The 23,572-nt window shown below is 43.2% G+C and carries 24 protein-coding genes and 1 tRNA gene; 7 read left to right on the forward strand and 18 right to left on the reverse strand.

Features of this window, described 5'->3' with window-relative positions; translation table 11 throughout:
* Positions 1 to 12: 12 nt before the first annotated feature.
* Both ICN29_RS03465 and ICN29_RS03470 read right to left on the reverse strand, forming a co-directional pair.
* Entirely contained in the window at positions 13 to 519 is a 507-nt protein-coding gene (locus ICN29_RS03465; protein ID WP_216129750.1) for a hypothetical protein, read from the reverse strand.
* Entirely contained in the window at positions 516 to 2,357 is a 1,842-nt protein-coding gene (locus ICN29_RS03470) for a potassium transporter Kup (RefSeq protein ID WP_255538130.1), read from the reverse strand. The genes ICN29_RS03465 and ICN29_RS03470 overlap by 4 nt, the downstream gene beginning before the upstream one ends.
* A gap of 258 nt (positions 2,358 to 2,615) precedes the next feature.
* On the opposite strand from ICN29_RS03470, the gene ICN29_RS03475 reads away from it, so the two are divergent.
* The 3 genes from ICN29_RS03475 to ICN29_RS03485 all read left to right on the forward strand — a co-directional run bounded on the left by ICN29_RS03475 (position 2,616) and on the right by ICN29_RS03485 (position 4,294).
* A tRNA-Met gene (locus ICN29_RS03475) sits at positions 2,616 to 2,692 on the forward strand.
* A 248-nt stretch (positions 2,693 to 2,940) separates the two neighbouring features.
* Positions 2,941 to 3,114, forward strand: a complete 174-nt coding sequence (locus tag ICN29_RS03480) for a hypothetical protein (RefSeq protein ID WP_216129754.1) — start codon at positions 2,941 to 2,943, stop codon at positions 3,112 to 3,114.
* A 334-nt stretch (positions 3,115 to 3,448) separates the two neighbouring features.
* Complete coding sequence (locus ICN29_RS03485) at positions 3,449 to 4,294, forward strand: hypothetical protein (RefSeq protein WP_216129756.1); 846 nt, start codon at positions 3,449 to 3,451, stop codon at positions 4,292 to 4,294.
* 13 nt (positions 4,295 to 4,307) lie between these two features.
* On the opposite strand, the gene ICN29_RS03490 is transcribed toward ICN29_RS03485, so the two are convergent.
* The 15 genes from ICN29_RS03490 to ICN29_RS03560 all read right to left on the reverse strand — a co-directional run bounded on the left by ICN29_RS03490 (position 4,308) and on the right by ICN29_RS03560 (position 17,571).
* Complete coding sequence (locus ICN29_RS03490; protein WP_216129758.1) at positions 4,308 to 4,697, reverse strand: hypothetical protein; 390 nt, start codon at positions 4,695 to 4,697, stop codon at positions 4,308 to 4,310.
* Positions 4,698 to 4,710: 13 nt separating this feature from the next.
* Positions 4,711 to 5,001, reverse strand: coding sequence for a hypothetical protein (locus ICN29_RS03495; protein WP_216129760.1), 291 nt, complete (start codon positions 4,999 to 5,001; stop codon positions 4,711 to 4,713).
* 19 nt (positions 5,002 to 5,020) lie between these two features.
* A complete protein-coding gene (locus ICN29_RS03500) occupies positions 5,021 to 5,974 on the reverse strand; it encodes an SHOCT domain-containing protein (protein WP_216129762.1) in 954 nt (317 codons plus the stop codon).
* 128 nt (positions 5,975 to 6,102) lie between these two features.
* Positions 6,103 to 6,702 (reverse strand): hypothetical protein, encoded by a 600-nt coding sequence (locus ICN29_RS03505; protein WP_216129765.1) that lies wholly within the window; start codon positions 6,700 to 6,702, stop codon positions 6,103 to 6,105.
* Complete coding sequence (locus ICN29_RS03510; protein ID WP_216129767.1) at positions 6,702 to 6,923, reverse strand: hypothetical protein; 222 nt, start codon at positions 6,921 to 6,923, stop codon at positions 6,702 to 6,704. Before ICN29_RS03510 ends, ICN29_RS03505 begins: the two co-directional genes overlap by 1 nt.
* 112 nt (positions 6,924 to 7,035) lie before the next feature.
* A complete protein-coding gene (locus tag ICN29_RS03515; protein WP_216129769.1) occupies positions 7,036 to 8,571 on the reverse strand; it encodes a YfjI family protein in 1,536 nt (511 codons plus the stop codon).
* A 109-nt stretch (positions 8,572 to 8,680) separates the two neighbouring features.
* Positions 8,681 to 8,905: a hypothetical protein gene (locus tag ICN29_RS03520; RefSeq protein ID WP_216129771.1), complete on the reverse strand. Its 225-nt coding sequence runs from the start codon at positions 8,903 to 8,905 to the stop codon at positions 8,681 to 8,683.
* Complete coding sequence (locus ICN29_RS03525) at positions 8,902 to 9,138, reverse strand: hypothetical protein (RefSeq protein ID WP_216129773.1); 237 nt, start codon at positions 9,136 to 9,138, stop codon at positions 8,902 to 8,904. The genes ICN29_RS03520 and ICN29_RS03525 overlap by 4 nt, the downstream gene beginning before the upstream one ends.
* Positions 9,139 to 9,266: 128 nt before the next feature.
* Complete coding sequence (locus ICN29_RS03530) at positions 9,267 to 9,965, reverse strand: hypothetical protein (RefSeq protein ID WP_216129775.1); 699 nt, start codon at positions 9,963 to 9,965, stop codon at positions 9,267 to 9,269.
* Between the two features lie 94 nt (positions 9,966 to 10,059).
* Positions 10,060 to 11,361, reverse strand: a complete 1,302-nt coding sequence (locus ICN29_RS03535) for a tyrosine-type recombinase/integrase (protein WP_216129777.1) — start codon at positions 11,359 to 11,361, stop codon at positions 10,060 to 10,062.
* Between the two features lie 290 nt (positions 11,362 to 11,651).
* Entirely contained in the window at positions 11,652 to 12,191 is a 540-nt protein-coding gene (locus ICN29_RS03540) for a hypothetical protein (RefSeq protein WP_216129779.1), read from the reverse strand.
* Between the two features lie 108 nt (positions 12,192 to 12,299).
* Positions 12,300 to 14,693 (reverse strand): DNA internalization-related competence protein ComEC/Rec2, encoded by a 2,394-nt coding sequence (locus tag ICN29_RS03545; RefSeq protein ID WP_216129781.1) that lies wholly within the window; start codon positions 14,691 to 14,693, stop codon positions 12,300 to 12,302.
* A gap of 79 nt (positions 14,694 to 14,772) precedes the next feature.
* Positions 14,773 to 15,609: a TatD family hydrolase gene (locus ICN29_RS03550; RefSeq protein ID WP_216131973.1), complete on the reverse strand. Its 837-nt coding sequence runs from the start codon at positions 15,607 to 15,609 to the stop codon at positions 14,773 to 14,775.
* An 11-nt stretch (positions 15,610 to 15,620) separates the two neighbouring features.
* Complete coding sequence (locus ICN29_RS03555) at positions 15,621 to 16,316, reverse strand: ABC transporter ATP-binding protein (protein WP_216129783.1); 696 nt, start codon at positions 16,314 to 16,316, stop codon at positions 15,621 to 15,623.
* Positions 16,309 to 17,571, reverse strand: a complete 1,263-nt coding sequence (locus ICN29_RS03560; RefSeq protein ID WP_216129785.1) for a lipoprotein-releasing ABC transporter permease subunit — start codon at positions 17,569 to 17,571, stop codon at positions 16,309 to 16,311. The genes ICN29_RS03555 and ICN29_RS03560 overlap by 8 nt, the downstream gene beginning before the upstream one ends.
* A gap of 67 nt (positions 17,572 to 17,638) precedes the next feature.
* Here ICN29_RS03560 and ICN29_RS03565 point away from each other — a divergent pair, with 67 nt between their 5' ends.
* The 4 genes from ICN29_RS03565 to lysS all read left to right on the forward strand — a co-directional run bounded on the left by ICN29_RS03565 (position 17,639) and on the right by lysS (position 23,073).
* Complete coding sequence (locus ICN29_RS03565) at positions 17,639 to 18,610, forward strand: hypothetical protein (protein ID WP_255538049.1); 972 nt, start codon at positions 17,639 to 17,641, stop codon at positions 18,608 to 18,610.
* On the forward strand, positions 18,610 to 20,361 hold the full coding sequence (gene recJ, locus ICN29_RS03570; protein WP_216129789.1) for a single-stranded-DNA-specific exonuclease RecJ: 1,752 nt from the start codon (positions 18,610 to 18,612) through the stop codon (positions 20,359 to 20,361). The genes ICN29_RS03565 and recJ overlap by 1 nt, the downstream gene beginning before the upstream one ends.
* A 34-nt stretch (positions 20,362 to 20,395) precedes the next feature.
* Positions 20,396 to 21,500 (forward strand): peptide chain release factor 2 gene (gene prfB / locus ICN29_RS03575; protein ID WP_216129791.1). Its coding sequence is split into 2 segments (ribosomal slippage): positions 20,396 to 20,467 and positions 20,469 to 21,500, totalling 1,104 coding nucleotides; the frame shifts between segments, so codons are not numbered across the junction.
* Positions 21,501 to 21,528: 28 nt separating this feature from the next.
* Positions 21,529 to 23,073, forward strand: coding sequence for a lysine--tRNA ligase (gene lysS / locus ICN29_RS03580; RefSeq protein WP_216129793.1), 1,545 nt, complete (start codon positions 21,529 to 21,531; stop codon positions 23,071 to 23,073).
* 28 nt (positions 23,074 to 23,101) lie between these two features.
* Here the strand turns inward: lysS and ICN29_RS03585 are convergent, their stop codons facing one another.
* Positions 23,102 to 23,572, reverse strand: coding sequence for a chemotaxis protein CheW (locus ICN29_RS03585; RefSeq protein WP_216129795.1), 471 nt, complete (start codon positions 23,570 to 23,572; stop codon positions 23,102 to 23,104).

Raw genomic sequence — 23,572 nt, forward strand, 5'->3', positions numbered from 1 at the left:
TTGAATCAGTAATTAATCGAGCTGCGTGCCTGCTTTATTCTCTTGCGCACGCTTAGGCGCATCTTTGCGGCGCTGCTCTAGGTCTGCCGCTCTTACTGCAGCTTCTTTCTGCTTTTCTTCAAATTCACGCTGATTATCTGCGCGCTCAGCCGCTTTCACAGGCGAGGCTCGCTCAGCAGCGCGCTTAATATCTTCTTGATCTTTTAAGCTCTTGCGTAATTTTCGCTGAACTTCATGAAGTGCAATCTCTTGCTGGGTAATTGGATCTATCTCTTTGCGATATTGGGATCTAGCACTGCCAATACAGTAATTCACCCAATACTTTTGATAGCACTCAGAAGATGCCTTGCCCCAGCGATATTTGGCCCACTCACGCTGAAGCTCTAACTCTTGTTCAACCTTATCTAACTGCTCAAGCTCGGCTTCTTCTGCAGGAGTCGCTAGGACTAAGCCACTAAATGAACAAGCTACAAGAAAAATTCCGAGGAATATTGTTGAGCGTAGAACCAGACTTCTCAAATTTCCACCTTCGAACCCAACTCAACAATTCGATTGGTAGGTATCTTAAAGAAGTCAGACTGACGCCCTGCATTTTGATACATCCAGCGAAACAAACGCTCACGCCATAGTGCCATGCCAGGAATATCAGTAACAACAAGAGTATCTCGAGATAAGAAGAATGAGGTATCCATCAAATCAAACTTCAGTCCGCAAGATTTTTCAACCGATTCAATAATCCGAACTACATCAGGTGTTTCATTGAAACCATAGACAGCACGCACCACATAGATGCCATTTCCAAGATCGCGAAGAGTAATCCGCTCTTCGTCTTTAACGTAGGGCACATCCCAAATGCTGATCTTTAAGAAAAAGACTCTTTCATGAAGCACATGGTTATGCTTGAGGTTGTGCAAAAAAGATACCGGTAGATAGTCTACGTGAGCTGTCAGAAAGACTGCAGTCCCTTCAACCCGATGAGGCGGATGCTGCATCAAGACATCAATAAATCCCTTAAGAGCAATACCCTTATTCATAGCGCTTTGACGCAATATCCTGCGTCCCTGGTACCAGGTCATGAGAACTATGAAACAGATTGCGCCCAATAGCAGAGGGAACCACCCACCTTCCATAATTTTCAAAAGGTTTGCTGTTAGAAAAGCAAGATCAACTGCTAAAAATGCACTAATTACTAAGGTAACTAAGAAAGTATTCCAGCGCCAAACAACCCGCATCACGATAGCTGCTAAGAAGGTGGTAACAATCATCGTGGTAGTCACTGCAATACCATAGGCAGCAGCTAAATTCTCTGACTTCTTAAACGCCAAAACGACGGCAATCACCAGGACCAATAAAGTCCAATTTACTAATGGCATGTAGATTTGGCCAATCTCACTGTCTGAGGTATGACGTACCTTCATGCGAGGAACAAATCCTAACAAGATTGCTTGGCTTGTCATTGAGAAGGCCCCAGAGATAACTGCTTGTGATGCAATCACTGTTGCAGAGGTCGCCAAAATAACTAATGGAAAAACAAATCCTTCAGGAACCATTAAGAAAAATGGATTACTAATAGTCTCTGGATTATTTAAAAACATGGCGCCTTGGCCAAAGTAATTTAAGAGTAAACAAGGCATGACAATAAAAAACCACCCCATGCGGATTGGCTTAACCCCAAAGTGCCCCATATCAGCATATAAGGCCTCAGCACCAGTCAATACTAAGAAGACGGCGCCTAGAACAATAAAGCCCTGGAGTGCATGCTCAAACATAAAGTTGACGGCGTACATTGGATTGATAGCGCCAAAAATGGCTGGAAACTGAATGATTTGGTACAAGCCCATCAAACCAATAACTACAAACCACACAACCATGATGGGGCCGAATAGTTTTCCGACGACATCAGTGCCTGTTTTCTGAATAAAAAACAATATCACTAAGATAAAGATCGTTACCGGAATAACAAAGCGGGTGAAATCAGGAGAAATGACCTCGAGCCCCTCAACCGCAGAGAGTACTGAGATGGCCGGAGTAATAATGGCATCGCCATAAAACATACAGGCTCCAAAAACGCCCGCCATGATGATCAAAAGTGAACGCTTTGAGCCAGATGGGGCAGTTCTTAGAGCTAAGGCCATGAGCGCCAGAATTCCGCCCTCACCATGATTATTTGCGCGCATCACAAACAAAACATATTTAAGGGAAACCACAATTGCAAAAGCCCAGAAGACCATTGAAATGACGCCATAAACAGCATCAGTAGAAAATGGGATGCCGTGCTCTGCACTAAAACATTCCTTCAATGCATATAAGGGGCTGGTGCCAATGTCGCCAAAGACCACGCCAATGGCAGCAAACATCAAAGCTACTGAAGCGCCTTTTTTGTGCGGATGATCTTCACGCGAGATATCTACAGGCCTTAGTAAGGATGATTCAGAGAACTCGGGATTGCTAACTGACATTAATGGACCTAATTGCAATGTTGTGTCGCAATATATTACTCCTTATGGAGGCCTGTTAAATGATGTGCTAAACCTTCAAAAACCGCTTTTTTATATACCAATTGCAGGAAAACCTCGACAGAGACCCCTAAAAAATGGTAGAATTTCAGCTTCAGACGCGGGGTGGAGCAGTCTGGCAGCTCGTCGGGCTCATAACCCGAAGGTCGTAGGTTCAAATCCTGCCCCCGCAACCAAACAGTAGAAGGCTTCTAGGGCGATTATGTCTTTGAAGCCTTTTTGCTTTTATGCGCTATGTATTGGCTATGTATTGGTTGCAAGGCTAAATTCACCCTTTTTAGCTTCTTTTGGCAACTGATTTGGGCATGACCTTTAGTGGTGCGTGACCCCATTACCAGCCCACCCAAAAGAAAAAATCAATATTTGAATGAATTAAATCTTTAATATGACTAAATCAATCTGATTCAAACTGAAAAGGCTTCCAATGAAACACAACCTAATCATGCTTGCTATATGGATTGGCTTGGGCTTTTTAACTTACTACCTAATGGGTAAGCATGAAGCGCCCGATTGGGCAAAAGACTTTTTTGTTTTTGTTGCCCTTTCGTTTGGATTGGTTTTTATAAATCAATTCATCAATAGCATTGATAAAGCCTAGCTACAATAGCTATATAGACTATATGTCTATAAGGTAAGGTTAGGTGGATTGGTCTTTAGCCACCCTCAAGCCGTTCACTTAAATTAACTCTTTTTGCTCTCGCAACAATTCATTAAGGTATTTGATTAACTCTCGCACTTCTAGGCTTTTGCCGGTTTTGTAGGCGTTCTGCCCTTTAGGACACCCCCCCTGCCTCAACTTACTTTGCAGAAAATTGGTGTCCGAGTTGCTTTTAAACGAAAAGAATTGGTTTTTAGTTTCAAACCGATTGTTCATATTCGGTTTTAGGCAAAAGAAGGGCTACTATTAATAGAGGATATATAAAGGATTCACTATGAAGCCATTTAAAGTTGCACTTACTCTAATTACCATGCTCTTAGTTCAAATACTCAGTGGATGCACGCCTGCTCCATATCGTCAATCAAACTATCAACAGTCAAATTATCAGCAATCAACCAATCAACAATCTAGCTTTGGTAATGTTCCTATGAAATTAGCAAGCTCCATGGATATAAGTAATTCTAACTTTCAAGAATGTTCTAAAAAAGTAGATTCCTCACCTAATGGCTCTTTAGTGTACAAGGATGTTTTATATCGCCACTATTCCGACCCGAATCGAAAAAGCCTTGTAGAGTCCACAGCGAAAATCACTGCGATTCAATCTAAAGCCCTTTCTGAATTGCTACCATTTTTTCAGCAATGTTTACAAGCTAGAATCACTCCATTGAAAGACTACCCACTTATAACATCGGCTTATAAAGCTGAGCAGGATAGATTAAAACTCGTTTATTTAAATTTAATCAGTAAAAAAATAACAATCGGTGAGGCAAACTTTCAAAAGAATGAAATTGAGAATGAAAGTATTGGTCAGTTCACATCAGCCTTTCAATCTTATATGGATAGCTCTCCCCAAATGCAGCCCCAACAAGCTCAGCAATATAACCAACCTCAGCAACCACAACAGCCGCCCACAGCATATCAAGAAGCTTTAATTAGACAAATGCAGTACCAAAATATTCAAAATAGCATTCAGCAGATAACCGCACCTAAGATTACTGCTCCACTACCTTCGTATACAAATCAGAACCAGAATCCTTTTTACCAAGCACCACAACAACCGGTTCAACCGCCTGTTGTTAATTGCGTTCCAAATGGCATGGGTGGGTTTAGGTGTCAGTAGTAATTCCAAGAATTTACTTCATGAACCTTTCATAGTTTGACTCAGGTCTAACTCTTTCATCGGTCATACACTTACCAACAGGCTTGTATTCAATAATTTTCTTATTTTTAATATAGAAGATATTGTCACACCCAACAAGTTGAGATGAGCAGGTTTGAAAACTCTGAAAAGCTGAATAAGAAACAGTCCCAAAGCTTCCGCAGCCCCCAATAGCCCTTTTATTTGGATAGACCCTGATTTCAACGCCACTATCCGTTACTGTCTTAATCATTGGCAAGGTTAGGAAAAAGGATTGAGTATCCAATGCCTCAACTGGCACACCAACCCATGCATCTAAATCCTGTTGTCTCACGCTACCGCAACCAACTAAAAAAAGTGTTAGCAATAAAGCTATGATTTTCATATCGTCAATTCAGTTATTTGCACTCGATTGCTAGAGTGTTTTGAGGCGCAATTATCATTCCACCTGAAGTGGGAACTCCAACCGTTCCTGTTGACCTATCAATGATTGAATAGCCTGATGGGCAAATCTCGCCAGCCTTTTGATAACAAGCTTCTAGACTTCTTCCCATCCCGCTACAACGCATTGAATACGCCTTCTTGCCATTCGGACCATTGAATGGGACTGGGTCGATAGATGCGCATCCTGATAAGAAGGTTGCCAAGCCAACCACCATTAAAAGAATGGTGCTTTTGAAATTAAACATTTTTAGACCTTTATTTTTATTACATAGATTTGAGAATTTCAGCCTTTTTGGAATCGTAATCTTGCTGAGTAATTAACCCCTTCTTCAGCATGCTGTTTAATGTTTCTAGCTTATCTGCTGGGCTACCGCTCGAACTTGATGTTGCTGGGCTTATTACTGGGGCTAGTGCGGATGGTTTAGAGTCTGCCTTTACAGGCATAGTTTGCTTGGTTACTGTGGTTTTAATGCCGTCAGCTATTGATTCGCCTTCTAAGCCCTTAATTGAACTTACTATGTTTACGAATTCAGGCTTTGTTTCTGGAAACATGCCATTTGGACACCACTCATTGATATATAAAACTTCATTCCCAGCATCAATTAGAGTTATCAAATAAGTCATATCTTTACCAAATACACCTTTTGTTGTCCCAGTAACCTCAAAACGAAGTGCATTCAATCCGTTGATTTTTAATCGTTCTGAGTTTTTGCTTGCTCCATCTTTGAGTAAATTAATTTGTGCCTTCTCAAAGTTATTCGCCATTGTGTCCATATCTAGGTTTGGCTTCTTAGCCATACTGGAAATCATGATGGATTTATCGCTAACACTTTTTGACTTTGCTAATAAAAGACGACCATTAAATCTCTCTAAATCTTTAATGGGTTGAGCATCGTAATCATCTGGGACTTCAATGCCAGCTTTTGATGAATGGTTATATGTAAACTCAACCTCAGCACGAATTGGTAATGCAGCATTTTGACAGATAGAAGAAGTGCCTGAAAGCGATATTATCTTTGCGGTGTTGGTAGTAACAGGCGATGGGATTACATCCCCTTCTTTATAAGTATCCTTGACACAAATATCTCCCTTGGCTCCAGTAAAGGCATCTCCAATTGCTCTGGTGGCACTGCTAGGCAAAAAGAAGAAAAACCAAGCATTAGCATTGGATGACAAACCTAGCCCAACAACTAATAGAAGTGTCGATAGCTTCTTCATATATCCCCCTGTAGACTAACTATCCTATCAGGTCTTTTTGAGTTCGTAATAAATTATTTAAGTATTTAATCAATTCACGCACTTCTAGGCTTTTACCAGTTTTGAAGGCATTCTGTGATGACCTTTTCTTACCTTCCGGCGTCTTTGCGCCTGTCGATTGTTTCCAAGGCTTCCATCGTTGTATCAGTTCCCGTTGGCATTGTCGTTGTTCCGGTGTCCAATTCCGCATAGTTACCCTTTAATAGTTCGTTTTGTGGCGTTATGTTTTTTTCTGCCAAATTGTTCACTTGTTGATGACCTTGGGCAATATTGGCTTGCTTAACAAAGGTCGTATTGCTTGGTTGCTTTAATTGCACCAATGCTTGCAAAGTAGCCCGACATTGATTTTGGGCTTTTAAAGCAAATCGCATATGGGTTTCGTATTGCAATAGCTTTTCTTGCGCCTTGGCTCGCCTTGCTAGGCTTGTAAACATCACCTCCAATGCAACTGCTTGGCTTATATACATTTCCTCAATCTTGGACAAGTCACCTGATTGGATTTGTTCGATTGTCTTTTCCAATACTTGCATAGTGGATTGAAAACCAAAATCTTCACCCAAACCAATATCAAATGATTCCCTAACTGCGGTGCTTAAAAAATCGGACTTGGAATTAAATTCAGCTAATGCCTCCTCTTTGGTTTGGTCTTTTTCCAGCTTTAATGTAAGCACTTGTTTTTTATCTGCCATTAATTACTCCAGTCATCATTTGTCATTGCTCGCCCTGCTTCATAAGCATTCTGTAAGGCTCTTAAACAGCCTATGGTGAGTTTTTTATCCTCAGCAAGGTCAACGCACCAAGCACCATAGTCAGCTTCACTCCAATCGTTTTTAGGGGCGAGGAATTTGTATAAATCTTCAAACTCTTCAATATCCCTACTTGTTGGGTCAGCCTTACTAGGCGGCTGCATAGACCGATTCAATTCCAGTCGTTCTGATAGTTTTGTCATATATCTGCATTACTGCGATTCATGCGAATCATGCGATTTAGCCACTTGAATCGCACCAATCGCACTAATCGCACTATCTGCCCCCCAGTAAATATGGATTAATTGCCATCCATTCAACCTGATTAATGATTGCGGTTTGGACTAATCCCTGTTCAATCAAGTAGTCGATTGCTGGGTTGACCCTATCTGCTTTACGAATGCTTGAATTCTTACTTACCAACTTTTTTTCATATGGATGCATGCCAATGGTTCTTACCAGCCAATTCAAAATCTTTTCTGCATCTATCTGCGCCTGTGGCAATACTATTTTTAAAGCTTCATTTAAGTAGTAATTTGCAACCTCTTTAGCAGACCGCATGATTTCTGCTGATATTTCATTGGCATTAGGCTCTATAGCCACTTGAAAATTTGCAGCAATACGAAGAAGGTTTTCAGCAGATTTAGCCGCAATGCTCTTGATGGTTTGGTAGTCGCCTTCAAAACCTATGCCCTGCTCGACTAGGTTATGAAACTCAATCCACTCCACCTTTGCTTCTGGCGATAGCTTTAGAACTGCAGGCTTAAGAACTCCATTTTCTAACTGCATTGGCTTATCTAAGAATTGAGTGAGTATTTTGGTAAACCTATTAATGCGATTTGTGCGATTTGGAGGTTCAGAGTAAAACCGCATACCCATAGTTGATTCTGGCTGGCACACTAAAAATCGACTGGTTAAGCCAATTCCTTGAGCCATACCATTACCAATGCCTAGTAGCGACTTGTAAATTGATTCCTGCAACATCAATTGGAATGTAAATCTAGGGCTGGCTACAAACCTAGTACCTTCACCTCTTGTTACATCCTTAACTGACTGCCCATCCCACAACTTATTCCAAGTTGCAAAAGTTTTTTGGACATTTTCTGGTTTCGTTGCATAACCACCCAGCAATGTTCCGGCTTCATTTACACATCCATAGCCAATAGGAAATCCTGATAGATGCTTAATTAAGGCTTCAGTAGTGAATGTTTCCCAAAGAATAATTTTCTCAATTGGCGGCTCAGGCTCTTCTAACCTTCGCAATTGATGCATTATTTCTTCAGGGGACTGTTTCTTACTACCGGACTTAATGGTACTTTTAGCTACTTCATAGGCTTCTAGTTCTAGCTTGTATTCTTGTAACTGATTTGAATACTCAAGATGCTGACTTAATTCCCAAGTTTTAAAAGGCTCAAAACAAAACCTATCAGCAGAAGATTTCCGCTCACCTGATTCAGCGACAGTCATAAACCATAGCGAAATTGGGATTTTTGTATTGGCATCTCTAGCCACATCAAAATGGGCTTGTGCCGCACCACTTAACGCACCTAATGCACTATTCACCGCCAAAGCAATTGGGCATTGAGTAATTTCTACGACCTCTTGGACATGCTCACGAATAATGTCAGGCAAAGCATCTAATGGAAATGGATTTCTGGCTGAAGTTTTAACAACTGGCTCAAACCATTCAAGGTTATTTACCCAGCCGACTTCATGCCCATAAAACACTTTTGGTCTATCTTCATCAATCAACTTACTAGCTGCGGAATACATAGCTATAGCAGCTGCACCTCTATCTTGTATTGAAGTCATATTGCACCTCGAATAAAAGTGCTGGTAACTAGTTTTAATTTAGATTTGGTTTTAGAATTAGGCTTGCTAAGGGCGCTTATTCTTGAGGTTTTGGGATAGGCGTTTTTTTTCATTCTGACAATACCTTTCCAAAGGCTTCATAGACTGCGCCATAATTTGCATCCTTACTAGCGTTGCCCATAGTGGTAAAAAAGGCTTTCTCTTGGTTGCTCAAGAAGGGATGTTTATATTCAATCTCCTCAATCAACCTACTTACAGAAAGCACTACATCAAGCTCAAATTGCCGTTTGACTTCATCCGGCATTGATTCGTAAATAGTTTGGGCGTGGGTCATAGCGCACCTCTTAGCTTTTCAGCTATTTGGGCTACCGACCAAAGCAAGCGGTTACCAATTTTTGTAGGTCGAATGCCGTACGCTTCGCCAGTCAAAGAGTAGTTCTTGCGAACTGTTTGGCTTGCCACATTAAATACTTGGGCGAATTCGGAAGTGTTTACTAAATCCCTATTACCAGCGATTGCCGATAGTCCGGGCGGAAGATTTGTTACTACTTCATTAGATTGATTCATGGCAACTACTCCTGTTATTTGATTGCAACAGGCGTAGGCTAGGCGTTTTTTATTTCTTTAAACACCCCAAAAATAGGGCTTTTGGTCTATTCGGAAGGTATTCCAACTCTTTGGAATGTATTCGGAATTTATTCGTCTTCAGATAACTTAATAATTAAATTATCAATTGCTTGATTGATTGCTTTTAGGTCAGCTTTATTGGTTACACCATCTTTCGTTATGTAATCAATGCCTTTATTTCTAACAAAAATATCTTCAGGTGCTTGGTTGTCTTTTACATCTTGCTTTAATTTAGCTATGAAATCATAGGCGTTAGGTGGATATTCTTTTCCATCTTTATATTCTTTTTCTAAAAATTCAAACAAAGCAAGGCGGTATCCGGGATAAGCCTTGCCGGGCTTTAATTGCCATTTTTGAATTACCTTTGCACTTGTAAGCAATTGTGATGTTTCACTAAATTTAGCCAGCGCCCTAAATTCATTTGGAATTTCATTTTGCTCATTCCATGAAACATCTTCACAAGCCCACCTTGCGAACTTCTTTAAATCTACAAAATCATCTTTTTGTATGTCCGCTTCTGCCAAATACTCAATTACCCAACCACTTCCGGAAGCCCAATCATGGGCATCTTCAAAATAAAGGCGATATTGACTCCAAATAGTTAGGTTAGATAAAAACTTATCTTTATCTTCTCTTGCTTCATACCACTTTGGGCAAACATTCATACATAGTAAAAGCGCCTGATTTAGCGTTACAGTTCGCTTGTTTTTCCAGCTTGTCCAGTTTGGCGTTGGAATAGTATTTTTGAGTTTTTCAACATCAACCATGGCATACCTCTATGCACCTTCAATAAAGCGCTTTGCCGGTCAGGGAAGGTAATCCTGATTTTCGCTTCGTCAAGCTAGGCAAAGGCTATTTCTATTATTCCGTATTTACGACCCTTAGGCGTTTTGCACCTTCTTGTGGTTGTGGAATGCCAGCTTCATCAAGAATGAATTTTTCAATCTTGCTATGCCATTGGCGCAATAAATCAATAGGGCGTCTGCGGTAGTGCTTCTCCGCAAGTGCGCTTGGCTTATGCCCCATGATTTGTGCGGAAATACCTGTTGGGCATTCAACCCATTCAGCAAGTGTTCCGAAAGACCTTCTTAAGCCATGAATAGATAAGCTGGGAATGCCAGCACCTTCAATCACTACTTGGTGTGCCTTGCGTGGCTCAGTCAATCGACCACTTTTAGCTGTTGGGCTTGCGAATACATACTTATTCACCCTTTTTAGATTGTTAAGCAACAACTCAACATATGGCGTTAGAGGTATGGTTCGAGTTCCTTCTACCTTGTCCTTAATTAAAGCCGTATGCCATTGGGTATCAACATCAGCCCATTCAAGTGCCGCTAGTTCGTTTCTTCTAGCACCGGTAAGTAAAAGGATTTGAAGGTATGAACCAATGATAGGATTATTAATTTTTTTAACCCCATCAAACCATGTCTTTAATTGCTCCTTTTGCAAGCAATCGTCTTTAGCTTGTTTAGGAGGAAGTTCCTTAGTTAATCTATCGCAGGCAGTTGTATCCACCAATGCCTTGTAATCGTTTTGGTCAGCAGCCCAAGTAAGAAAGGCTTTTAAAGCAGACAAAGCCAACCTAGCCCTTGAAGGTCTATCTTTAACCTCTTTCTTAACCATAGCCAAAACTTTATCTTTTGTAATTTCATTGATAGGCAAAGACAGTAGGTCGAGCAAGATTCCTTTTTGCTTGACTGCTGGCTGACCAATCTTCAATCCTCTTGTAATCTTTTCGCCACCCTTACGCACCATATCCTTATGGTCGGACTTATGTCTATCACCCCATTGGTGCTGTCTTGCTTTGATGTATTCACCCCAAACTACAAGCCCAGTAACGCCCTTTAAACGGCTTGCCTTGTTCTTTGCTTCGGCTTTAGCCCTTTCTTCCCTTGGGTCAATTCCTTGGTCTGTAAGCACTTTTAATCGCCTTGCTTCGACTTGTGCCGCGCCCAATGTCCAAGTTTCAATATCACCAATAGTTAAGCGAAGGTTCGTTCCGTTAAACCATGTTTGAAAGATATAGGCTCGATTTCCTGTTGGCGTAACCCTTAAGCCTAGACTGGGGGTCTTGCTGTCCCAATGGATGGTTTGAGACTTACCACTTTCGCAGGCTAAGTCTTTGATTTTATTAGCAGTAAATCCAATGTGTTTTGTAGCCATTTAACCTAAAAATCCCATGTATTGGTCATGTATTGATTTTATATCTATTTTGGGGAATATCAAGCAATTCTAATCATAGGCTTCAAAGCCATATATTTGTTGACTTCTGTAGATTTAACAAACACTTAGGAACGATAATCAACGCTAAGAAATAGGCTGTTTTTCTTGCTCATAACCCGAAGGTCGTAGGTTCAAATCCTGCCCCCGCAACCAGTAATTCAGTACTAAGCCCTTAATTTTTAAGGGCTTTTTGCTTTTTAGCTGAGGCTAAATTGCAAAGTTCCTTGATGCTAGTTTTTAGGGCCATCCACTGCCTGTAAGAAGCCCTTCAGATACTGGGCTGGCAAAAACAAATCGCTACTGACCCCAGTCTTTGAAGAAATCGTGACTTGGAATCCCTTATCTGTTTGCTCCCGCAAAAAAGCATCGGTCACCTGAATTGACATTAATTCTTTAAAAACGCATCCCCTAGCCTCACAGATCCCAGCTTCTCGGGACACCACTTTGAAAGTGCTTGCAGGTTTATTCAGCAAGTTAGCAGATTCGTAGTAACGCCATGGAGAGAAATAAGTCAGCAAAACAAGGAGTTCATATGTTTTAGCACCCTGCTTCGATTGCTCTGCTCTCAGACTAAACATTTCAAATGTATTAGTAGCATCCATTGTGTTGATAGGAGGCCCTTGATATGTTTTTCCACCAGTGCTTGGATTTGAGCTAACGATGGTAGATTGATAAACATCATTTATCTCCCAGGCACTAACGACTTTATCGTTACCTCTGCACGCTATTAAACCAAGACTAACTATGAGTAAAAAAATTATTCTGTACATATCTAAATCCCCTTAAGTCTGCAAATCATACATCGACCAACTAAAGAGGGATTTATTGCCGCTAGATACACTAGCGATAAGCATTTCCATTTTTAGCTTCGCTCTATATTACTCTTTGACATTCCGGTGCCAAAGATGCTTTATATCACGTCGCCAAAATTGTGTCGAAGACTTAGTGTTATTTTTAAATGTCCAGATTTGTGCGCCGGTAATAGGGGTTTGATAAAAAGGAATATTTAAATCTCGATAGCGTGCGCTAACAGTGGGGTGTGGATGGCCATAGCGATTACGATAACCATTTTGTGCAAAAGCTTGATCAGGCTCTAAATTTTTGAGTAAGTCGAAGGATGAGGATGTTTTACTTCCATGGTGTGGCGCCATGAAGATGAGTTGCCTATTACCAATCTCTTCTAATATCGCTGGATTGAGCCGCTCCACCATCTCAGCCTCACCCTGCTTTTCTACATCACCGGTTAACCAGAAGGAAGCATTCTGGTTGCGAACCTCAAGCACGCAACTCATTTCATTGGGCTTCCTAGAATATTGCTCTTCAAAAAGTGTGTCTTCATTTGGGTGCCATACTATAAATTCAACGCCATCCCAAATCCAGCGCTGCCCAAACCGACAGGGGATACTCGGGATTTTTCTAGTCTGAAGATTTTGAAGTAAAGGATTATCTCTAGGTAATGAACCCATCATGAAATCAAACTGAATTTGCTTTAGTAAGGTAGCGGCACCGCCCACATGATCACTATCACTGTGGCTAATCACCATGCGATCTATTTGTTCAATACCTCTGCCTCGCAGATAAGGAAGAATCACACGCTGCCCTGCATCATCCCTCCTTCCCTGAATGGGTCCAGTGTCATAAAGTAATTTCCTATTTTCCGTCTCAAGCAAGACTGCCGTGCCTTGGCCAATATCCAGAACGGTTGCCCTGAATTCACCAACAACTAAAGAATCTGGATTTGAGAAACTGAGTGGCGGAACAAATAAAGGGATGGATAGAGATAAAGCTAAAGTGCGCATTCTCCAATTACTAAGTAATCTTCCTGGACGAATCGCATAAGTAATACCCACTCCTGATATCAATAAGATCCACCACACTGGCTGCCCCGCCCAAACTACTGACCAATTCCAACTGGCCATCCAATCTAATGCAATCGCTAGACACTCCATTGACGTATGGGCTAGCAATACAAGCCACTTACCAAGTAATTGCGGTAGCAATGCGCCAGCAATCGCTAATGGAGTCACAAGATAACTCACCAAAGGGATTGCAAAGGCATTAGCCAATGGTGAGACTACTGATACCTGATAAAACCAATACAAAGTCAATGGGAGTAATGCAATGGTAACAACCGCTTGTACTCGACAGGCCTCACGTAAGGCTTGAATGAAGCGATGGGTCCAATGAACCTCAAGCTCCTTTCCAGTTGGGATGCCTAGCAAACCTGCTGAGTCACCCATGGCATATAAGATGGCTGCAACTGCGCCAAATGACAACCAAAATCCTGGGGTGTATGGTGCCATCGGATCAATCAATAGAACAAATGCTAATGCCCACCACCAAATATCAAAGGATCTAGGATTTCTGCCAGACCATAGCGCATATGCCACTACACCAACCATATACATGGTTCTTTGCGCCGGTATCTGAAAACCTGCTAACCATGCATAGATAAATGCCGTCAAAAATCCAGCAATTGCAGCAACCTTGCCAACAGGAATGAGTAGTGGCCAAGAGCGGCGTCGCCAAATAAAGGCTGCTATCGATGCACCAACGCCAGCCAACATCGTCACATGTAGCCCTGATATAGAAATCAAGTGCCCAATACCGGTAGCATTGAATACCTGCCAGTCATCCTGATCAATCGCATTTTGATCGCCCATTACCAAAGCAATAATCACACCCGCATAGCGAGCATCTGCTGGCAACATGGATTGAATCTTTTTACGTAATTCCCAACGCACTAACTCCATGCGCAGCTCAAACTCTGTTAACCCAATATCTTTAGCGGATATCAATTCTCCTGATCGCACTGAGCCGCTAGCCCCAAAGTCTTGATGAAAGGACCATCGCTCAAAATCAAAGGTATAAGGATTGAGAGACCCGTAGGGACGCTTGAGTTTTACTTTGAACTCCCAACGTTGGCCAGGAATAATCTCAGGAATTGCCTGTGGATTTCTCCAGGCAGGCTGCCAACTTAAATAGATACGCCGAGGAAGCGTGCCTGTAGCATCATCCACTTCAAATGTAAACTTGGCGCCCTCAGAATTTCCTTGAGGCAATGCAGCTACGCGCCCTTCTATTAGTAATTCTTTACCTTCCATTTCTGGAGACAGGATATTATCCAATCGATTTTCAGCATAGCGCGCATTCCAAGCAAAACCCAGTATGAATATGAAAGCAATAATTGCTGATTTGCGTAACTGACTTAATGGTTTGCTGATGAAGAAAAAGAATATGCAACTGATGCTAAGCAGAAAGCATGCGGACATCCAATAAAACGGAATCTTTGGTAAAAAGAAAAGGAGTGATCCCCCGGCGATAAATGCCGTAATCGCAAAGCGCAAGAGCTTAAGAAGCTAGTTTGGGATTTGAGAGATCTGCGCAGAGCGCTGACCAACGGGGTAATACCTGCATGGCATTGCGCCATACTGCCAAGGCAAAGTCAGCCTCATTGACTCCACGAATAGACGCCAAAGTCCTGGCGATACGAGGCAAGAAGGCTGGCTCGTTAAATGCAAGCCCCTCTTCTCTTAACCATGCTGGTGGAATATCGGGCGCATCGGTTTCTGTAACGATGCTGTCTATAGGTAAATCCGTTAAGAGTCGTCGAATTTGTAAGGCACGCTCATAAGTAGCGGCGCCACCAAATCCCAACTTAAAACCCAGCTCAATAAATTGTTCAGCCTGCTGAAAGCTGCCATTAAATGCATGTGCAATACCACCGGGAACTTTACGACGGCGTAAGGCTTTCAAGATAACATCTTGGGAGCGACGTACGTGCAGAACTACAGGTAATTGAAACTGTTGAGCTAGATCTAATTGCGCATTAAAAAAATATTCTTGCTTATGAGGATCTAAGCCTTCCACAAAATAATCCAGGCCGATCTCGCCGATACCAACAAAGCGAGGGTCAGTAAGGGATTGCGATATTTCTTGTTCAAGAATAGCAATATCACCTTCTTGGGCTTGATTGGTATAAAGAGGATGAATGCCAAGCGTATAAACCAAGCCCGGAATCAATTGACTGTAATGTTTGGCAATTTCACGAACATGCTGGCAATCACCCGCTTTTACTGCAGGTAATAAAATGGCTTGAACATTCTTTTCAGTAGCAGCCTGAATGACCCCAGGTAAGGCACGCTCAAACTCAGGCGCATCTAGATGGCAATGGGTATCAATCCACATAGGATGCTGACTCATTGCAAGAAAGTCTTTAATACTCCACGCTCTAAATGCAAAATACGATCACAACGTTTAGCACGGATTGGATCATGCGTCACAATCACAAAGGCGGTTCCCTGATCGCGAGCAATATCTAGCATTAAATCAAAAACACTATCGGCAGTTTCGGTATCCAAGTTGCCAGTTGGCTCATCGGCTAAAACACATGCAGGATTACCGACTAAGGCTCTTGCAACGGCCACGCGCTGACGCTCGCCCCCTGATAATTCACCAGGTATGTGTAACTCACGTGCAGCTAAACCAACTGCTTTGAGTATTTTGCTAGCGCGCTCCATAGACTCATCATTATCTAAGCCTCGAATACGTAAAGGTAAAGCGACGTTCTCAACAGCGCTAAATTCATCTAAGAGATGATGAAACTGATAAATAAACCCTAGGCTTTGATTGCGGAGTTGATCTAACTTTTTGACAGATAGCTGATTTAAATTAGAACCCGCTAAAACAACAGTGCCTGCGCTTGGATTATCCAAACCTCCTAAAAGATGTAGTAAGGTACTTTTGCCTGAGCCAGATGAACCCACAATAGCAACCTTCTCTGAAGGCATAACATCTAAATCAATACTCTTGAGTACTTCTACAGCTGTGGGCCCCTGACCATAAGTCTTAGCTAAACCTCTAGCCATGAGAACTAAATTATCTTGATTACTCATATCGTAGGGCCTCCGCAGGCCGTACTTTGGCGGCACGACGACTTGGATAGAGAGTGGCTAACACCGATAAGCCGAATGCCATCAGGCCGACGGTCACTACATCACTTAATCTGACATCAGAAGGTAACTCACTGATGAAATAAACCTCACGTGGCAAGAAACGTACGCGGAAGATTGCTTCAATCGCAGGAACGATGACATCGATATTGAGCGCAATGAGTAAACCTAAGCCAACACCTGATAAAGAGCCAAGGATGCCAATGGCTAAGCCTTGGATTAAAAAGATTCTTTGAATCAAGCCAGGGCTCGCACCCATTGTTCTCAAAATAGCAATATCAGCCTGTTTCTCATTCACGGTCATGACTAATGTAGATACGAGATTAAATGCCGCCACCGCAATAATTAAAGTCAGGATGATGAACATCATCTTCTTTTCAGTTTGAACCGCAGCAAACCAATTACGATTTGAGCGTGACCAATCAGTTACCCATAAAGCTTGGGGTACTACTGCAGCAAGTTGATTGGCAATCTCAGGTGCACGCTGCATATCGTCTATCTTCACACGCAAACCAGATGGGTTTTGCAAGCGCAGTAAGGCAGCAGCATCTTTCCAATGCATGATTGCCAAAGAGCTGTCGTATTCGTAATGCCCGCTATCCACAATGCCCACTACTTGCAGTGTACGCATGCGTGGCATTGCACCTGCCGGTGTTAAATCACTTTCAGGAACGATTAAGTTAATACGATCGCCAACATGTGCGCCGACGAGTGCTGCAAGTTGAGCACCCAGAGCAACGCCAAAGCTGCCAGGCTTAAGATCATCAATGCTGCCAGCAACGAATTGTTTTGGCAGATCAGACACTTTTCCTTCTTCACTAGGTAATATGCCTCGGATAGTGACCCCGCGCATGACATTGTCGCGACTAAGTAAACCTTGCGAGCTCACCATTGGGGCTACGCCCACTACATGTGGTTGTGCAGCAACCTTAAGAGCAACCGGCTCCCAATTAGCCAATCCTTCTGGTGCAGTAATTTCTACATGGGAGAGAACAGATAGCATGCGGTCACGAACTTCCTTCTGGAAACCGTTCATGACTGAAAGAACAACAATCAGGGAGGCAACACCTAAGGCAATACCAGCAGTCGAGATTCCAGAAATGAAAGATAGGAAGCCGTCGCGCCTACCCACTGTCTTACGACGCTTGGATCGGGTATAGCGCAGGCCAATTTCTAGCTCTATGGGAAGTCTTAACATAGCCACAGTTTAGTGAATTACGAAGACAAACCGATGGAATACCTAAATGCCACCTAAAATCAGGGAAATGACTGCAAATTCCCCATCTTCCCCAAGCCCTCAGAGCACTCTGCGGCGCTTTACCCTGATGCTGTCAGGTGAGGATGCTTTGGATTCCGAGGAAGAACAGGCCATGGGTGATCGTCCAGTTAAAGGACTACCTCATGAGCGCTTTTTACTTGGGAGCCATGTACCGCTGGCACCAGTCTTGTTGTTAGGACAAACATCGCAAGCTGTAAATCCCTCTGACGACATTGCCTGCCTACAACCCGTTCATCTTCATGCGACACGTGACCACCTTATTTTGATGGGGCAAAACCAGATCGATCTGACACAAACTGAATCTGCTGAACTTCTGAGAGTTGCTCTAACCTATATTGAGGAAGATTTTCAAAGCCCTATTCTGTTTGAAGGGCAGCACTATTGGTTCATTCCAGCAGGTCCATTTGCGAGTTTAGAGAGCTACAGCATCGATCAAGCGCATGGTCGTAATATTGATTGGTGGATGCCACGAGATACAAATGAGGATGGTATTGCAAAGCGTTGGCGTAAATTACAAAACGAAATTCAGATGCTATGGCATATCAGTCCCATCAATGAAGAACGAGAACAAGGTGGCATGCCAAGTATCAACTCCTTATGGATTAGCGGCATTGGTAAATTAAGTGATGTGCAAGCCCCACAGGTAGTTCAACAATCAAAACATCTTTATGGGTCACACCCCTTGTTAGCTGGATTAGCAAAGCTATACAACATCCCCCATTCAAAAGCATTCAATATTCCAGCGATGGGATCCTTTGCTTGGCTTGAACAAGGAGAAACTATCTGGCCAGCATTAAGGACAGCACTGCTGAATAAAGAACTAGATGAAGTACTGATCATTGATTTTCCAAAAGGGAAAGTACGTGAGCGAGTCTTCACAGCTAAAGATCTTGATAAAAAATCTTGGGCCTTCTGGAAAAAAGCAGAGCCTCTCACTTGGAAGGAAATCATTCTGTAATGGGTCTCTTTTCACAACGCCCCTTCTCAGAGCGCACTGCTACCTGGTTGCAACAAAGTGGCCTTCATCCACTGCTTGCTAGACTTTATGCGGCACGAGGTCTTGAGTCTCCCGAAGAACTCTCACTCGACTTAAAGCAATTGCTCTCGCCAATAGAGCTTAAGAATTGCATCAGCACGGCATCCCTGTTAGCGGACATCCTTGAACGAAAAGAGCCGATGCTCATTGTGGCTGACTATGACTGTGATGGTGCTACCGCTTGCGCAGTTGGCTTACGGGGCTTACGGATGCTTGGTGGCCCCGAGACTCCTATCCATTTTCTGGTGCCGAATCGCTTCACCATGGGCTATGGTCTCACCCCTGAAGTAGTCGAGCTTGCTGCTCAGCAAAGCCCTAAACCCAAATATCTCATCACCGTTGATAACGGCATTGCAAGTGAAGCTGGCGTTGACCGCGCACGTGAACTAGCTATGGAAGTCATCGTTACTGATCATCACTTGCCTGGCGATCGCCTGCCGAAGGCTACTGCCATAGTCAATCCCAATCAACCTGGTTGCACCTTCCCGAGCAAAGCACTTGCGGGTGTTGGTGTGATGTTTTATCTATTGGTGGCATTGCGTGCAGAACTCCGTAAACGCGGCAAATTTACCAATGAGACTCAACCTAAAGTGGAGAATTTATTAGATCTCGTTGCCTTGGGAACTGTTGCTGATGTAGCACAGCTTGATCGTAATAATCGTGTATTGGTTTCTAATGGCTTAAAACGCATTCGAGCTGGCGTATCTCAACCTGGAATACAAGCCCTGTTTCAAGCAGCAGTGCGAGATCCTCGTAAGGCGAATACTTTTGATTTGGGTTTTGCAATTGGTCCGCGTCTTAACGCTGCTGGGCGCTTAGCAGATATGACTTTGGGTATTCGCTTGCTGCTAACGGACAACGCTGATGAAGCGATGATGATTGCGCAAGAACTCGATCGCATTAACCGCGAGCGTCGTGGAATTGAAACAGGTATGCAAGAAGCAGCTCTTGCTCATCTTGCAGAAGATCAATTAACCGGAACAATAGCGCAGCGCACTAGTATTTGTCTTTGGAATCCAGAGTGGCATCAAGGCGTTGTCGGCATTGTGGCGTCACGCTTAAAAGAGCGTTTCAATCGCCCTGCCATTGTTTTTGCGCCCGCTGATGGCAGCACCGGAGAAGAATTGCGTGGTTCTGGCAGATCATTAACTGGCTTTCATTTACGTGATGCTTTAGATATCGTTTCTAAACGTGAGCCTGATCTGATTCTGAAATTTGGTGGCCATGCGATGGCTGCAGGCTTAACGATTCGCAAAAGTGACTTTGAAAAGTTTGATGTCTGTTTTCAGGAAGTGGCAAGTAGCTTGCTGACAGATGAACTATTAGAACGTCGCCATACCCATGATGGCGCCCTTCAAGCCTTCGAGTTCACCCCTGAAATTGGAGATCTGCTTGCCGAAGAAATTTGGGGTCAAGGATTTCCACAGCCAGTCTTTTATGGAGAATTTGAGATTACCCAGCAAAGCCTCATGAAAGAAAAGCACCTGCGCCTGATGCTGCGTCCCGTTGGGATGGCAGCTGATAATAAGCCTCTGAGCGCTGTTTGGTTCAACCGCACCCAAAGCCTCCCAGCCAAAGCCAAATTGGTCTACCGCTTGGTGACCGATCGCTATCAAGGGCAAGCCCGCGTCCAGCTCATGATTGAGGCCCATGATGAGGGTGTTGGGGCCTGAAGGGCAAGTGCAATAACCCCCTTATAATTAGGGGATGGAAGCTGAACAACTAAACACTATTTCGAATACCTTGTACGACCTGCTCACCCGTGAGCAAGCTCTTCGGGGGTATCTTTGACTTCGAAGTAAAGTCACGTCGCCTTACCGAAGTTAATTCAATCCTAGAAGATCCCACTATTTGGGATGATCAAAAGAAAGCACAAGCACTTGGCAAAGAGAAGAAATTGCTCGATGGCGTAGTTGCTACTTTAACTAATTTAAATACCAACATCACCAGCGCTCTTGAGCTATTTGATATGGCTAAAGAGGAAAGTGACTTTGAAACTATCTCTGCCATCGAGCAAGATGTGGAGACTTATAGCAAGATCATTGGTGATTTAGAGTTCCGCCGTATGTTCCACAATGAGATGGACTCATGTAATTGCTTTATTGATATTCAAGCCGGTGCAGGTGGAACAGAAGCTTGTGATTGGGCTAGCATGCTCTACCGTCAATATCTCAAGTATTGCGAACGTAAAGGCTATAAAACAGAAATTCTTGAGGAATCTGATGGTGATGTTGCTGGTATCAAAAGCGCAACTATCAAAGTCGATGGCGAGTATGCCTACGGTCATCTCCGCTCTGAAACTGGTGTCCATCGCTTAGTGCGCAAGTCACCATTTGATTCTTCTAATGGTCGTCATACTTCTTTCGCCTCAATTTATGTCTATCCTGAAATTGATGACTCCATTGAAATTGAAGTCAATCCTGCTGATATTCGCACCGATACCTACCGCGCCTCTGGTGCAGGGGGTCAGCACATTAATAAAACCGACTCTGCCGTCCGTCTCACACACTTGCCAACCGGAATCGTGGTTCAGTGTCAGAATGATCGCAGCCAACACCGCAACCGCGCTGAAGCCATGACGATGCTAAAGTCGCGTTTATATGAACATGAAATGCAAAAGCGTCGCGTAGAGCAAGATAAGTTAGAGGCGAGCAAAACGGATGTAGGTTGGGGTCATCAAATCCGCTCTTACGTTTTGGATCAAAGTCGCATTAAAGATTTACGTACCAACGTCGAGATCTCTAATACCCAAAAGGTATTGGATGGAGATCTGGATGCTTTTATTGAAGCTAGCCTGAAACAAGGCGTTTAATTACCGTAATACCACTGTAACCCAGAATATGAACGATAAAACTAATCAAGTACCGGCAACTGAAGCAGTAGATGAGAACCACATCATTGCAGAGCGCCGTGAAAAACTCGCTAAGCTCCGTGAAGGTGGCATTGCCTTCCCAAATGATTTTGTTCCGACTCATCTCGCTGCAGATCTACATACCCACTACGACAGCCTCACTAAAGAAGAGCTCGCAGCCAAGAAAGTGCATGTCAAAGTTGCTGGCCGCATGGTACTTAAACGCGTGATGGGTAAAGCCAGCTTTGCCACCATTCAAGATCGTAGCGGTCAAATTCAGTTCTATATCAGCGATGAACTGAGTGGTGCTGATACCCATGGCGCTTTTAAGCATTGGGATATGGGTGACTTCATCTCTGCTGAAGGTAATCTTTTTAAGACTAATAAAGGTGAGCTCTCAGTTGAGTCCAGTAACTTACGCTTACTTAGCAAGTCCTTGCGCCCATTACCAGATAAGTTCCATGGCCTCTCTGATCTAGAAACTAAATATCGTCAGCGCTATGTGGATCTGATCGTAAATCCAGAAAGTCGCAATACCTTTAAAGCACGTAGTAATGCGATTGCCTCATTACGGCGCCATATGCTCGATGCTGACTTTATGGAAGTAGAAACGCCTATGCTCCACCCAATTCCTGGTGGCGCTACAGCAAAACCATTTACTACCCACCACAATGCTTTAGACATGCAAATGTTTTTGCGTATCGCACCTGAGCTTTATCTCAAGCGTTTGGTAGTCGGTGGCTTTGAGCGCGTCTTCGAAATTAATCGTAACTTCCGTAACGAAGGTGTCAGCCCACGTCATAATCCAGAATTCACAATGATGGAATTTTATGCGGCCTATACAGACTACCGTTGGCTCATGGACTTCACTGAAGGCCTAATTCGTGCAGCAGCAATAGATGCGCAAGGCACTGCAACTCTGACTCATCAAGGTCGCGAATTGGACTTAAGCAAACCATTCCAACGTTTAACAATTACTGAAGCAATTCTGAAGTACGGGCCACAGTCTAATAAAACCTATCAGGTAGCTCAATTGGAGGATGCAGATTTCATTCGCGCTGAATTGAAAAAAGGTGGTGAGAATCCAGACTCACCAACGCTGAAAAACGCAGGTATTGGCGCCTTACAGCTCGCCTTGTTTGAATTAGTAGCTGAAGAGCATCTCTGGGAACCAACCTATATTATTGATTACCCAATCGAAGTAAGCCCACTTGCTAGAGAATCCGATACGCGCCCGGGCATTACTGAGCGCTTTGAACTCTTCATCACTGGTCGTGAGATTGCCAACGGCTTCTCTGAGCTTAATGATGCTGAAGATCAAGCCAATCGTTTCCGTAAACAAGTAGCGCAAAAGGAAGCTGGGGATGAAGAAGCGATGTACTTTGACCATGACTTCATTCGCGCACTTGAATATGGTATGCCACCAACAGGTGGTTGCGGTATTGGTATCGACCGCTTAGTGATGCTGCTCACAGATGTGCCAAATATTCGAGACGTTATTTTCTTTCCTCACCTACGTCGTGAAGAGGAATAGCTAGAATAGAGATAAAACAAAAGGCACTCTAAGGCGCCACCGATACTGCTTGCAGGCTAGTAAGAACCGAGCCATGAGGGTTTTGAGCATTTCGCAATATTGCACCGGTATCTAAAATAATTAAAAGTCCTTCCGATAGCCTGAATGCACCCTGAATTGCCTCCTGAAACTGTCCAGATAAATGGGTTGGAGGGAGTACCAACTCTGCGGTATTAAACGTCATAATATCGCCAATCGAATCTACCATTAATGCAATATTATTTTCCTGGACCTTGAGAATGATACTGAAAGACTCGCACTTAGAGTCAGCAATTTCTAAGTAGGCTCCCATGTCTACTGCTGGCATCAATAAACCTCGCAGGTTTAATATGCCCCGAATCATTTTTGGGCTGCCAGGAACCTGAGTGCATCTTAAATTTCGATTCACCTCAATTAACTCTTCCGCAGGTATGCCCAGAGCATAAACACCAACATAAAAAACTAAGAATGAGCGTTCCAT

It is taken from the genome of Polynucleobacter nymphae, assembly GCF_018882155.1.
Taxonomy (GTDB): domain Bacteria; phylum Pseudomonadota; class Gammaproteobacteria; order Burkholderiales; family Burkholderiaceae; genus Polynucleobacter; species Polynucleobacter nymphae.

Excerpts from the sequence above, each read along its gene's own strand:
- ICN29_RS03510 (WP_216129767.1), bottom strand. The coding sequence starts at position 6,923 with ATGCAGCCGCCTAGTAAGGCTGACCCAACAAGTAGGGATATTGAAGAG.
- ICN29_RS03470 (WP_255538130.1), bottom strand. The coding sequence starts at position 2,357 with ATGTTTGCTGCCATTGGCGTGGTCTTTGGCGACATTGGCACCAGCCCC.
- lysS (WP_216129793.1), top strand. The coding sequence starts at position 21,529 with ATGAACGATAAAACTAATCAAGTACCGGCAACTGAAGCAGTAGATGAG.
- ICN29_RS03485 (WP_216129756.1), top strand. The coding sequence starts at position 3,449 with ATGAAGCCATTTAAAGTTGCACTTACTCTAATTACCATGCTCTTAGTT.
- ICN29_RS03515 (WP_216129769.1), bottom strand. The coding sequence starts at position 8,571 with ATGACTTCAATACAAGATAGAGGTGCAGCTGCTATAGCTATGTATTCC.
- ICN29_RS03560 (WP_216129785.1), bottom strand. The coding sequence starts at position 17,571 with ATGTTAAGACTTCCCATAGAGCTAGAAATTGGCCTGCGCTATACCCGA.
- ICN29_RS03585 (WP_216129795.1), bottom strand. The coding sequence starts at position 23,572 with ATGGAACGCTCATTCTTAGTTTTTTATGTTGGTGTTTATGCTCTGGGC.
- ICN29_RS03505 (WP_216129765.1), bottom strand. The coding sequence starts at position 6,702 with ATGGCAGATAAAAAACAAGTGCTTACATTAAAGCTGGAAAAAGACCAA.
- ICN29_RS03520 (WP_216129771.1), bottom strand. The coding sequence starts at position 8,905 with ATGACCCACGCCCAAACTATTTACGAATCAATGCCGGATGAAGTCAAA.
- ICN29_RS03480 (WP_216129754.1), top strand. The coding sequence starts at position 2,941 with ATGAAACACAACCTAATCATGCTTGCTATATGGATTGGCTTGGGCTTT.
- ICN29_RS03540 (WP_216129779.1), bottom strand. The coding sequence starts at position 12,191 with ATGTACAGAATAATTTTTTTACTCATAGTTAGTCTTGGTTTAATAGCG.
- ICN29_RS03525 (WP_216129773.1), bottom strand. The coding sequence starts at position 9,138 with ATGAATCAATCTAATGAAGTAGTAACAAATCTTCCGCCCGGACTATCG.
- ICN29_RS03495 (WP_216129760.1), bottom strand. The coding sequence starts at position 5,001 with ATGTTTAATTTCAAAAGCACCATTCTTTTAATGGTGGTTGGCTTGGCA.
- ICN29_RS03535 (WP_216129777.1), bottom strand. The coding sequence starts at position 11,361 with ATGGCTACAAAACACATTGGATTTACTGCTAATAAAATCAAAGACTTA.
- recJ (WP_216129789.1), top strand. The coding sequence starts at position 18,610 with ATGGGTCTCTTTTCACAACGCCCCTTCTCAGAGCGCACTGCTACCTGG.
- ICN29_RS03555 (WP_216129783.1), bottom strand. The coding sequence starts at position 16,316 with ATGAGTAATCAAGATAATTTAGTTCTCATGGCTAGAGGTTTAGCTAAG.
- ICN29_RS03545 (WP_216129781.1), bottom strand. The coding sequence starts at position 14,693 with ATGTCCGCATGCTTTCTGCTTAGCATCAGTTGCATATTCTTTTTCTTC.
- ICN29_RS03490 (WP_216129758.1), bottom strand. The coding sequence starts at position 4,697 with ATGAAAATCATAGCTTTATTGCTAACACTTTTTTTAGTTGGTTGCGGT.
- ICN29_RS03500 (WP_216129762.1), bottom strand. The coding sequence starts at position 5,974 with ATGAAGAAGCTATCGACACTTCTATTAGTTGTTGGGCTAGGTTTGTCA.
- ICN29_RS03530 (WP_216129775.1), bottom strand. The coding sequence starts at position 9,965 with ATGGTTGATGTTGAAAAACTCAAAAATACTATTCCAACGCCAAACTGG.
- ICN29_RS03550 (WP_216131973.1), bottom strand. The coding sequence starts at position 15,609 with ATGTGGATTGATACCCATTGCCATCTAGATGCGCCTGAGTTTGAGCGT.
- ICN29_RS03565 (WP_255538049.1), top strand. The coding sequence starts at position 17,639 with ATGACTGCAAATTCCCCATCTTCCCCAAGCCCTCAGAGCACTCTGCGG.